Annotated in this window: 9 protein-coding genes; 4 read left to right on the plus strand and 5 right to left on the minus strand. The window is 38.4% G+C overall.

Annotation, left to right across the window (positions count from 1 at the left end; all coding sequences use genetic code 11):
• Positions 1-496 precede the first annotated feature (496 nt).
• Both ABXH06_RS09185 and ABXH06_RS09190 read left to right on the plus strand, forming a co-directional pair.
• Positions 497-3310, plus strand: coding sequence for a TonB-dependent receptor (locus tag ABXH06_RS09185; protein WP_353518048.1), 2814 nt, complete (start codon positions 497-499; stop codon positions 3308-3310).
• A gap of 81 nt (positions 3311-3391) precedes the next feature.
• The gene (locus ABXH06_RS09190) at positions 3392-4882 is read left to right on the plus strand and encodes a tryptophan halogenase family protein (RefSeq protein ID WP_353518049.1); all 1491 of its coding nucleotides are present in this window, start codon (positions 3392-3394) and stop codon (positions 4880-4882) included.
• A gap of 72 nt (positions 4883-4954) precedes the next feature.
• Here ABXH06_RS09190 and ABXH06_RS09195 read toward each other — a convergent pair whose 3' ends face one another.
• Positions 4955-5425 (minus strand): GNAT family N-acetyltransferase, encoded by a 471-nt coding sequence (locus ABXH06_RS09195; protein WP_353518050.1) that lies wholly within the window; start codon positions 5423-5425, stop codon positions 4955-4957.
• A gap of 107 nt (positions 5426-5532) precedes the next feature.
• On the minus strand, positions 5533-7311 hold the full coding sequence (locus ABXH06_RS09200; RefSeq protein ID WP_353518051.1) for an alpha-amylase family glycosyl hydrolase: 1779 nt from the start codon (positions 7309-7311) through the stop codon (positions 5533-5535).
• A 255-nt stretch (positions 7312-7566) separates the two neighbouring features.
• Between ABXH06_RS09200 and ABXH06_RS09205 the strand changes: the two genes are divergently transcribed.
• The gene (locus tag ABXH06_RS09205) at positions 7567-9189 is read left to right on the plus strand and encodes an alpha-glucosidase (RefSeq protein ID WP_353518052.1); all 1623 of its coding nucleotides are present in this window, start codon (positions 7567-7569) and stop codon (positions 9187-9189) included.
• 34 nt (positions 9190-9223) lie between these two features.
• Here ABXH06_RS09205 and ABXH06_RS09210 read toward each other — a convergent pair whose 3' ends face one another.
• Positions 9224-9736: a GrpB family protein gene (locus ABXH06_RS09210; RefSeq protein ID WP_353518053.1), complete on the minus strand. Its 513-nt coding sequence runs from the start codon at positions 9734-9736 to the stop codon at positions 9224-9226.
• 4 nt (positions 9737-9740) lie between these two features.
• Positions 9741-11051: a lipid IV(A) 3-deoxy-D-manno-octulosonic acid transferase gene (gene waaA, locus ABXH06_RS09215; protein WP_353518054.1), complete on the minus strand. Its 1311-nt coding sequence runs from the start codon at positions 11049-11051 to the stop codon at positions 9741-9743.
• 232 nt (positions 11052-11283) lie between these two features.
• Here waaA and ABXH06_RS09220 point away from each other — a divergent pair, with 232 nt between their 5' ends.
• Positions 11284-12099 carry an alpha/beta hydrolase gene (locus tag ABXH06_RS09220; protein WP_353518055.1) on the plus strand — a complete coding sequence of 272 codons (816 nt, stop codon included), beginning with the start codon at positions 11284-11286 and terminating at the stop codon, positions 12097-12099.
• Between the two features lie 5 nt (positions 12100-12104).
• On the opposite strand, the gene ABXH06_RS09225 is transcribed toward ABXH06_RS09220, so the two are convergent.
• Complete coding sequence (locus ABXH06_RS09225) at positions 12105-12533, minus strand: Lrp/AsnC family transcriptional regulator (RefSeq protein ID WP_311581665.1); 429 nt, start codon at positions 12531-12533, stop codon at positions 12105-12107.
• Positions 12534-12572 lie beyond the last annotated feature (39 nt).

Below are 12572 nucleotides of genomic sequence, written 5' to 3' on the forward strand. Positions count from 1 at the left end.
GGAAGTATTCGCTTAAATAGTCTCTTGGTTGAAATGCATACGTATTCAATGACAATGACATACTCTGTATATCGATTTTTATCCCATAGCTTTATTCGTTTATTTTTCTTCTAACGACCCATAAAGTGCATGAAAACAAGCCCATGACAGTTTTTTGCATACGTATTCAAAATGTGTCAATTTTTGTGAATATGTAAATAATTGATTAATTACTAACCATAGTGGTTTGATTCTGAGCTATTGATTTATCTGGTCTTGAGATAAATTGTCTCAATAAAAGTTTTCTCACCTACACTTAAGTGTTGAATACGTATGCATTGGTTTTGCTTCTTTGAATACGTATGCAAAGTATGTTTTTACACTTGTTACCTCTCTATATTAGGGTTATCCACACAAAAGGTGGGTACAAATTAATAAACATGAAATAGTTTTTGCATCAGTCGTACGGAACGCTGAATTATAATTATTAGTTCAAGGATGAAAGGGGAGAGCACCAATGTTAAATTTTAAACCAAGCAAGTTAACCCTTGCGATACTTTCTACAGGTATTATGGCGGTGAGCGCATCATCATTTGCCTATGCACAAGAAAATCAAGCAACAGATGACAATAAAAAAGAAGCTGAAGTTGAAGTTATAGAAGTACGAGGATTTCGTGGCAGTATTATCGAATCTATTAATACTAAACGTTTTTCATCAGAAGTAGTTGAATCAATTTCTGCTGAAGATATTGGTAAATTACCAGACTCATCTATTGCTGAGTCAATTGCACGTTTACCAGGTCTAACGGCACAACGTCTAGACGGTCGTGCAAGTCGAGTAAGTATTCGTGGTTTTGGTGAAAACGAAAGTGGAACAACGTTTAACGGTCGTGAGCAAGTATCAATTAGTGATAACCGTGGTGTTGAATTTGATTTATACCCTTCGGAAATTATGAGCGGTGTTACCGTTTATAAAACGCCAAGTGCAAGTTTAGAAGCTGAAGGTATTGCTGGTATCGTTGACATGCAAACGGTTAAGCCGCTTGGTCAAGATGAACGTGTGATTCAATTTAACGGTTCACTTGAACAAACAAGTTTTGATAAGTTAAACCCTGACGGCAATGATGCAGGTTTCCGTGGAACGTTCTCTTATATGGATAAATTTGCAGATGACACTATCGGTGTTGCTTTTGCTTATTCAACAATGAGCTCTCCAAACCAAGAGAAACGTTGGAATTCATGGGGTTACCCAGAATTTACATACGAAGATGGTTCACAAGGTTCTATCTTAGGTGGTGCAAAACCATTCGTTCGTTCTTCTACATTAGACCGTGATTCAATGATGTTAGTGGTTGAAGCCGCACCATCTGAAAATTTACATATGACATTTGATGCGTTGTACGTAGACTTTTCAGATGAAAAAATCTTACGTGGTATCGAAATACCATTTGCTTGGGGTCAAGGTTCAATTTCAGGTGAAACCGCGACAATTGATCCAGCCAGTGGTTTTGTAACAAGTGCCATTACTGAAGGTCAACGCGTTGTTGTTCGTAACGATTATGAAGAAAGAAAAGCAGAATTAACTTCATTTGGTTTTAACTCAGTATACGACTTAAATGATACTTGGCAGATAGAGTTTGATGCAAGTTATTCACAAGTTGACCGAGACATTTGGTCAATTGAAAGTTACTCAGGTACAGGTCGTGGTGACGGTCGTGGTGTTGCGGATAACTTAGGTTACACGTTTGATGGCGGTAATACAGGCGCACAATTCTCACACGAACTAGATTATGGCGACTTTAACTTGATTCAATTAGGTGGTCCTTTATCTTGGGGTTGGAGTAGTGCGTTAAATGCTAAACATGGCGTGGTAGGTACTGAATACGAAAACCAATTACAAGATGGTTTTATTAATGCGCCAAGTATTGATGATGAATTAACGGCACTTAAATTAGCGGCAACACATGATTTAGATAATGATGTTTTTGCTTCTGTTGAGTTTGGTGCTTCATACCGTGAGCGTGAAAAAACGAAAGACTCTGAAGGTTACTTCATGACACTTTCTTCGTTTGATTACCCAAGCAACCCAGGTATGTTAGTAGTACCAGAACAATACCGTGAAGGCACAGCTAATTTAGACTTTATTGGTATGGGCGATATGATTGCTTATGATACCAACGGTTTAATTAAAGATGGTTATTATGATTTATTAGCGGAAAGCTTAACTAACCCATCTCATTCAACACAATCTTGGACAGTACAAGAAAAAGTTACGTCAGCATTTATCCAAGGTAACATTGATATGGAAGTGGGTGACTTACCACTTACAGGTAATGTTGGTGTGCGCTATGTTAAGTCGAAGCAATCTTCACAAGGAAGCGCGTTTAATACCGTTGATGGTTTAATTGTGACTTCTCCAACAGATATCAGTCATGACTATTCTCATGTATTACCTAGCTTGAACTTATCATTAAGAATTGATGATCAACAAACCTTACGTTTTGGTGCAGCGAAAACTATTTCTCGAGCTCGTTTAGATGAAATGAATGCCTCTGTGAATGCATCATACAATCAACAACCAGATCAAAATGGTAACCATTGGAGCGTTAGTGGTGGTAACCCAGCACTAGAACCAAAAGAAGCGATTGGTATTGATTTATCTTATGAAAATTATTTCAGTGATGAAGGTTACTTCTCATTTGCACTATTCAATAAAGAATTAAGCGAGTGGATTTTTGACGGTACATTTGAAGTTGACATGACTGGTGTTGCCGATCCATCAACTGGCCAAGTACCTTCAAATTCTACAGCAACGGGTAATGGTAAAGTTAACGGTGGTGAAGGTTCTTTATGGGGCTACGAAGTATCATTATCATTCCCATTCAAGATGATTGATGAAAGCCTTGACGGTTTCGGTTTAATTGCCAGCCATACGGCGGTTGAATCTGATCTGAAAGACCAAAATGACAATGAATATGAATTACCTGGATTATCAGACAAAATTCAAAGCCTTACTTTCTACTATGAAAAAGACGGTTTCCAAGCACGTGCAAGTATGCGTAAGCGTGGCGACTTCAAAGGTGATGTATACGGCTTAGGTTTCTCAACTGCTCAAGTTGATATTTTAGGTGAAACTATTTGGGATGCGCAAATTGGTTATGACTTTGGTGAAGCAGGAATAGAAAGCTTAAAAGGTTTGTCTATTTTCTTCCAAGCACAAAACTTAACCGAAGAACCATTCACATCATTACAGGGTGAAAATGCTCTTCAAGTACGTGATTACCAAGATTACGGTAGCACATACTTATTAGGTTTTAGCTACAAGCTTTAATCTAAATTGCCCTGATAAAGCCCTTGTGATGTAATATCCCAAGGGCTTTATTTTTTGTTGCGAACTATTGTGGGATCTAAAATGAATAGCAAAAAAATTCAGGATGTTGTTATTGTCGGCGGCGGGACTGCCGGCTGGGTTACGGCAGCCCTGATGGTTAAAGTCTTAGGAAAAACGCTCAACATTACTCTGGTTGAATCCGATCAAATTGGCACCATTGGTGTCGGCGAAGCTACTATCCCCCCTATTATTCCTTTTAATAATGCTTTAGGTATTGATGAAAAAGCCTTTTTAAAAGCAACAAAAGGTACCTTAAAATTAGGGATCGAATTTGAGAATTGGAAACAAAAAGGTGATAAATACATGCACGCCTTTGGTGGCGTAGGTAAGAATTTTCCTTTTTGTGATTTTTATCATTTCTGGGTTAAAAGTCAGCAATTAGGCTATCAGTCTGAATTTGGTGATTTTTCATTAAATTACCTTGCTGCTAAACACAACAAATTTGCTAAATTAAACCAAATAGAAGGGACGAACTTACCAGGTATTGAATATGCCTATCATTTTGACGCAGGATTATATGCAAAATACTTGCGTAGTCTTTGTGAGCCCTTGGGGGTGAAACGTGTTGAAGGCATCATTAATCATGTCGACGTTGCAAAAGAAAATGGCTATGTGCAAAGTGTTAGCTTAACTGATGGGAACAAAATCAACGGTGATTTATTTATTGATTGTACCGGTTTAAAAGCGTTACTGATTGAAGAAACGTTAAATACAGGATACGAAGATTGGTCACACTGGTTACCTTGTGATCGAGCGATGGCAGTCCCTTGTGAAGCGACTTCGCCAATTGTTCCTTACACGCGTTCTATTGCCCATGACGCCGGCTGGCAATGGCGAATCCCATTACAACATCGCACGGGTAATGGCATTGTTTATTCAAGTAAACATATGAGCGATGAAGCAGCAAAAGAAGTGTTATTGTCGAATATTGATGGTGAGCCACTCGCCGAGCCAAGAGTGATCCCGTTTAGAACGGGAAGACGACGAAAGCAATGGCATAAAAACGTGGTCGCGATTGGCTTGTCTAGTGGTTTTATCGAGCCGTTAGAGTCAACCAATATTCATCTGGTGCAAACTGCTGCAACACGGTTATTAAAATTTTTCCCGCATCACGGTATTAAAGAGGAAGAGGTTAAAGAATATAACCGTCAAGCAATTATAGAGTCTGAGCGAATGCGTGACTTTATCATTTTGCATTATAAGCAGAATCAACGTGACGATACCGAGTTTTGGCGAGCATGTCAGCGTATGGATGTGCCGGAAACCTTAAGCCAAAAAATGGCTCTTTTTGAACAAAGTGGCAAAATTTTTAGAGAGCAAGACGAATTATTTACCGAAATTGCTTGGCAACAAGTGATGATAGGACAAGGTTTAATTCCTGAGGATCACCATCCGTTGGTGGACTCATTATCCGCGGAGCAAATTACAGAATTAATGGATAATTTGAAAGCGATTTTTGAACGCTCGGTCAATAAAATGACTAGCCATGAAGAGTATTTAAGTCGGCTTTAGTCTTTTTATGGCCATGTTTAATGGTGTGATTAGATGATTAAGCTAAGGTAGATTAACTAATCAAATTAGTTGCTACGTTAGCTTTTTTAGAAAAACAATTTTATCATCACCGGCTTGATAAAAGTCCGGAATACAAGCAACTTGCACATAACCACATTGTGGATAAAAGTTTCGTGTTAATGCGTATTCAGGTAAACCGGATGTTTCAACGAGCAATATTCGCCCAGGATTATTTTTAATGTGCTGTTCAATAAACGCCATAAACTGTTTGCCAGCTCCTTGACCTTGGCAATTAGGGGCAATGGCGATCAACAATAAATTCCACGTACCATCTGTCATTCTTTCTGGCGCACAATAAGCGATACCAATCACTTCATCAGTACAGGCAACGAACCATAAATCTTGCGAGTCTGCATCGTCAAAAAAAGGTGCAGCCATGTCATCAAGCATTTCAGAAGGAAACATCTCGGTATCGTCAATTATCGCTTTGACGGCAGATAAATCATCGCGGGTTAATGCTCGAAAAGTAATCGCAGTTGTCAATGTTTCTTCCTCGATAGTGTTAATAACAACCGTTTGCTGAAGCTATGAGCTGTGTGTTAGTTGACATGGATTGTCGAAAGCGCATGCTTTCGAACAATCACATTAGACTACCTTTGTTGATAAATAGCAAAGCTCAATCCAGCAAGGGCTTGATGAGTGACTTTACTGCTTAATAATGCTGGCGCTTGATGGCTACTATGGAGCAAGTGATAATTCGCATGGAGAGGCAATGACAACGGCTTCTCATGTGCTGAAGTATTAAAAACAACAAGGTATTGTTGATCGGCAAGACTTCTCGATAGAGCAAAAATTCCCGCTTGTTCACTTGAGTATATGGTTTGTTGTTGGCCATGCCTAAGTGCAGGATGTTGATGAAATATTTGAGCGAATGATGCAAAAAGTTGATAAAGCGGGTGTTGTTGATCAAAGTTTTCGTCAGCGGTAGTTTTATGGTTAAGCAATAGCTTGTCGTTATTATAACTCGCAACTTTCGACGGCATCATATCTTGACGCGAATCATGATTGCCGCCATCGCCAACAAAACCTTGTTCATCACCATAATAGATGACAGGAACACCGCGAGCAAAAAAGGTGATAGCGGTTGCCAGTGCTACACGCGCGCTCGTTTCTTGTTCATTAAATTGCTTTTCTTTTGCATTGAGCAAATAAGCAAAGCGTCCCATGTCATGATTGCCCGTGAAATTCAGTAATTCATTGGCATTTTTATATAAGCTGTCTTGGGCAAAAAGCTCAGCTAATTTATTGGTACCTTTCTGTTCAATTAAAGTTTGATATAGCGCAGACTGTAAACCAAAGTCGAGCACAGAAGGTAACTTGCCTTTGGTGGTAAAGCTGCTGAGTTCTTTCGGATCGCCGCTATAGACTTCACCAAACATGAAAAAGTTAGCGATACCTTGTTGTTTAGCATGCTGCTCAAGTGCGGGAATAAATTGTTGCCAGAATTCAATGTTGACATGTTTAACCGTATCTATGCGAAACCCATCAGGTTTAAATTCACTGATAATATTTTGATAAATATCGATCATGCCATTGACCACTTCAGGCGATTCAGTGTTTAAATCATCTAAACCAAAAAAGTCACCGTTTAGTGAGTTTTCCCCTTGAAAAGTTGAATCGCCTTGGTTGTGATAATGCTTAGGGTCATTGAGCCAAGCGGGTGTTTTTAACTGTTGATTTTTTTTCGGTACGATCGTGGTGTAAGTTTTTCCTTTTGCTATTTCGGCTAAAGAAATATACGGGCAAGCTTCGCCACTTTCAGACCATCCTGAGCCGTCTTCACCGTGACATTCTTTATATTTGACTACATCGGCGGTGTGGTTAGTGATGATATCAAAAAACACTTTGATATTTTTTTGGTGTGCTTGACGGATAAATGATTTCAAATCAGCATTACTGCCTAAATGAGGATCTATTTCAGTAAAATCTAAAACCCAATAACCATGGTAACCAGTGATGTCTCCTTGCACGGCTTGATTGCGTAATATCGGAGTTAGCCAAATAGCGGTGACGCCTAAATTTTCAAGGTAAGGTAGTTTGGCGGTTAACCCTGGTAAATCGCCCCCGTGAAAAGCCATTTTATTGCTTGGGTCGAAACCACCTTGTGAAATAACTTTAGTGTTTGAACCTTCATCATTCGAGGTATCGCCATTACTGAACCTATCAGGCAAAACAAAATAAAAGACATCGTCTTTAATATCTCGTGTTGAATAATGCACTAAGTCTTTAGCCAATATTTTTTTGGGGGCGGTAACTGTTTCTGCAGGAACCATTACTGCTGCAAAGGCAAGTGCAAAGTAAGAAGGGAATATACTGATAATAAAACTAAGCAGCGGTAAAGCTAGGTTATTTTTTATGGTTTTTTTCATAGCAATTCAATCGTCAACAACAGTTAAAAGTAAGATATGACATTCATACTACAAACATCAATTGGTTATGTATAAAAATTACATACGTATGCATAACAAAAATAAGCCTAAATAGTCATGCATACGTATGCAGTGTTATTGCACAATAATTAGTGGCTACTTATGCTTATGGCATCAATAAAAAGAAGTGAAGAATGAACAACAAAGTAAAGTGATTACTCTGTTTTTTGTTTTGTAAACGTAAAGTGGACTGTTATGGAAAATCAACCTTGGTGGCGTGGCGCCGTTATCTATCAAATTTATCCTCGAAGCTTTATGGATGCAAACCATGATGGTATCGGTGATTTAGCGGGTATCGTACAAAAGCTACCTTATGTAAAAAACTTAGGGGTTGATGCTATTTGGATTTCACCTTTTTTTAAATCACCAATGAAAGATTTTGGCTATGATATCAGTGATTATCGTGAAATCGATCCTATGTTCGGTACCATGGAAGACTTTGATACATTAATGGCTAAAGCGAAAGAACTTGACCTTAAAGTTATTATTGATCAAGTACTAAGCCATACTTCAGACCAACATGCTTGGTTTATTGAAAGCCGTGAAGACAAACACAATGATAAAGCCGACTGGTATGTTTGGGCTGATGCCAATGAAGATGGCACACCACCAAACAATTGGTTGTCGATTTTTGGCGGCTGTGCATGGCAATGGGAACCTCGTCGCCAGCAATATTATTTACATAACTTTTTAACCTCGCAACCGGATCTAAACTTTCATAATGAAGAGGTGAGAAAAGCAGTCTTAGACAACGTTAAATTTTGGTTAGATCACGGTGTTGATGGCTTCCGTTTAGACGCTATTAACTTTTGTTTCCATGATAAATTATTGCGTGATAATCCGGCGAAAGCCGTTGAAGATCGTCAAGGAAGAGGGTTCAGTGAAGATAACCCTTATGCGTTCCAATATCATTACTACAATAATACTCAACCTGAAAACATTGCCTTTATGGAAGAGATCCGCACCTTAATGAATGCATACCCTAATGTGGTGACTTTAGGTGAAATATCGTCGGAAGATTCTTTACAAACCATGGCGGAATATACACAAGGTGATAAACGCTTGCACATGGCGTATAGCTTTGAATTGCTGACACCTGATGGCAATCCACAATATATTCGCTCAACTGTAGAAGCTCTTGAAGATAAATTAACTGATGGTTGGCCTTGTTGGGCGATAGGTAATCATGACGTGAGTCGTGTTGCGAGTCGTTGGGCCGATAAAGCGCATTCAGCTATACAGAGTAAAATGTTTAATGCGTTACTTGCCTCACTACGAGGTAGTGTTTGTAGTTATCAAGGTGAAGAACTTGGTTTAACGGAAGCCGATATTGCTTTCGACGATTTACAAGATCCTTACGGCGTAACTTTTTGGCCAACATTTAAAGGCCGTGACGGTTGTCGTACCCCTATGCCTTGGTATGAAAAACAAGTAAACGCAGGTTTTTCAGACAGTAATTCGCCATGGTTGCCGGTTAGCCAAGCCCATATTGAAAATGCCGTAGATGTGCAAGAAGCATCAAAAGATTCTGTTTTGCAGGCATACCGAACGTTTTTACATTGGCGTAAAACACAGCCTTGCTTACAGTATGGTGATATTGAGTTTATTGAAAGTAATGATGACAGATTGGTTTTTACCCGCAGTTATCAACAAAGTAAAATCATGGTTATTGCAAACTTTACTGCCGATGAAACCTTGTATCAGTCATCAATAGCGGACATTAAGCCATTGACTGGTCATGGCTTTGAAGAGATTACCGTTAATGAGCAAAGCCAAGTGAGTTTAGCGCCATTTCAAATGGCCTTTTTAACAATATAGTTTCCCTTTTAGTTTTTATATTGACTATTAAGCCTTATTTTATAAGGCTTTTTTTTATCGCTTTTTTAATGAATGGCCATTTTCTTGCCGTATACGTTTCTCTATCTTTAGCAAATTGTGTTGCTAACTGATATTTAAGGTTTTGATAATCGTTGGCAAGCTCAGAGTCAGCTTTTAGTGCCTCCCTAAACCGTATTCTTTCTTGCCATAAAGGACTTAGGTGAGGAATTAAATGTAAATGATGTGTTCTTATTTCTGGAGTTGGCTTGCAAAACCAATGCATAACCTCAGGTTTATATGGATAGTAACAATAGCCATATTGTTTAAGCATCTCTATCGTAGGTTTAGCATGTTCAAGTGATTGAATACCAACCATAATATCAATAATTGGCTTTGCAGAAAGACCAGGTACCGCAGTACTCCCAACATGTTCTATGGAGCCTTGAATATATTGACTTAATACAATGCTGAGCTTAGCTGCTTCTTCAGCAAATTTATCAGGCCAATTTTTATTATAGCGCTCAATAATTATCTGATCTTCAAGCATTGTGTTATTGGTTATCAATTAACTGAACTAAGGCGATAACAGACTTTTCACTCGCGCCTTGATTCGCTTTTACTACTTTATAAGCATTTTCACCCAGTTTATTGCGCGCTGAACGGTCAACTAATAATTGATTTACTTTGTTTGATAATGCTGAGGTGATTTCATCAGCAGAATTTGAGGGCCTTGTGTTGAGTTGTACAATGCCATGTTGTTGTTGTAGTTGGTTGAGTACTTCTTTGAAATTTGCCATATCGTGTCCAACGATAACGGCTTTTTTAAATAATGCTGGCTCTAATGGGTTATGACCACCTATAGTGGAAAAACTACCGCCCATCGTAACAATATCAGCTAAGGCACAGGCAGGAAGCAGTTCACCTAAAGTGTCAATTAACCAAATGTCATCTTGTATCGTTACCGAGTTGTGTTCGCTTCGTTTTACTGTGTGAAACTGATGTTGTTGGCATAATTGAAAAATGCTTTCGAAACGTTCCGGATGCCTTGGCACTAAAATTAATAACAGTGTTGGATGCTCTTTTCTTAAGGTGGTAAAACAATCTAAGGTGAGTTGCTCGTCCCCCGGGTGGGTGCTGGCGACCAGCCATATCTGGCGTTGTTCGGTAATACACTGTTCAAGCACTTGTTGTTTTGATGCTACGTCTGGATTGATCTGTAAATCGAACTTTAAATTCCCTGAGATCTGACAGTTTTGCGGATCAGCGCCTAAGGCGATAAAGTTTTGATAATTCTCTTCACTTTGCGTCAAAATAGCATCAAAGCGTTGTAAACAAGGCTTAATTAACCAGCTAAGTTTTTGATAACTTGCCATTGATTTATCAGATAATCGGCCGTTAATTAATTGGAGTTTGATGTGTTTTTGTTGGCAATGCGCGATTAAATTTGGCCACAATTCGGTTTCCATCAATACCAAGGCTTTTGGTTTTAGCGCCTTTAAAAATAACCAAGTACAAGGCCAAATATCTAAGGGTAAATAACAGTGCTGTACCTGATCATTAAATGTTTTTATTACTTGTGCGGAGCCCGTTGGGGTAAACGTTGTGATGGTCAAGGGGATGTTAGGGTGATAGCGAAGTAACTGTTTGATAAAAGGCGTTATCGCGATGACTTCACCAACACTAGCGGCGTGAACAATGACGCCATTTTGTTTAAACAGCTTACTGACAAAACCTAAGCGTTCAGACACTCGTTGTCGATAAGCCGTATGGTTATGTGAACGAATAATGAATACCAAGAGTATTAAAGGAAATAGTAAGATCAAGGTAATTCGATAGATAAATAAGGATAATGAATAACGCACAACAGACATTCTTTTAATGAAATTACCGATAGTATACTCGATTCTACAATGACCACTAAATACTACCTATGGCTATTTAAGTTTTTCGCTTGGACTTTTGCTCAAAAAGTTAAAATTTTGAGAAGAATTGCCGATAAACCCGTAATGAACTGACTATATTTGCCATGCTAGCCGAGCTTTAAAAATTGCGGTATTCTGATATGGCAATGTATAAAATCAATAGGGAATGACTTTGACCGCAAACTTGAGCAAAAAACTGAAGAGAGTGTTTAGGCAAATAACATGCTTATTGATTTGCAGTGCCAGTATACAAGGGTTTGCCCAAGAAGAAGCGGCAAGTGTTCCTAAGAAAGCACCTGAAACCATTAATCAAGTTAAATTTATTACCGAAGATAAATTTATGCTATCGGGCCATTACTTTGCCGGTAATCCAGATAAATCAGGCGTGTTGTTGCTTCATGATTGTGATCACGACAGTAGCAGTTATGACAAGCTTACTAAACAGTTATCAAATTATGGTATTCATGCACTTTCTCTGGATTTAAGAGGCTATGGTGGCAGTGTTTCTGAGAAGTTTTCGCATACGGATATCAAACGAAATTCAAAAGATATTTTAACTTATCAATCGGAGTTTATTAGGCTTTCATCTTATTGGCCAAATGATGTCTTGGCGGCTTATCAATATTTACGAGCAAGAGTAGCGAATAATCGAGATGTCGCGGTAGTTTCTGCGGGGTGTTCTTCTGCACAAGCTATTTTTTTAGCCGCAAAAATGCGTATTAATAGCTTTGTGATGATCACTCCTGTTTTAAATTACATGGAAAAAGAGCATTTTAAAAACTTAATTGATATTCCTGTTTATTTTCTTGGTTCAATGCACCACACCAATACCTATCAAACCACAAAAGAATTGTTTGAATGGAATGGTGATCCACGTTCAACCTTTAAAATATTTAAAGGTATTCGCCAAAGTCACTCGTTACTCAATGGTAAACGTTATTTGGCTCAAGATATTGCACTTTGGCTAAACGACACACTTGCCAAGTAAATCGTTTATCGTTCAAAAATAGTATCGAGAATTATAGAAGAATTGGTTCTTTCCACTCCTTCAAGTGAACAAACTATATTTAGCACTTCGTTTAATTTTTCAAGGGTTTGCGCTTGAATAGTCACTTGTAAATCATATTCACCACTGATCGAATAAATGTGACTTATTTGATGGGTTTTTCGCATCGCTATACAAATCGTTTGTCTTAAGTTTGGATTTACTTTTAAAGAAACATTAGCGGTGATCAACTTGTTGATGTATTCATGACCGAGAACCACGCTGTATGCTTTGATCACTCCATTATTTTCTAACTTAGTTAATCTATTTTGTATTGCGGTACGAGAAACTCCCGTTGCTCTTGCTATATCCGAAATACTTGCTCTAGCATTACAGCGTAAAATTGATAATAACTCTTCATCTTTTTCCGTTAACACAGTCGTCCTCATCTTTGTTATGCACATAAAGTCACTCGT

It is taken from the genome of Thalassotalea sp. SU-HH00458 (assembly GCF_040362795.1).
Lineage (GTDB): Bacteria > Pseudomonadota > Gammaproteobacteria > Enterobacterales > Alteromonadaceae > Thalassotalea_H > Thalassotalea_H castellviae.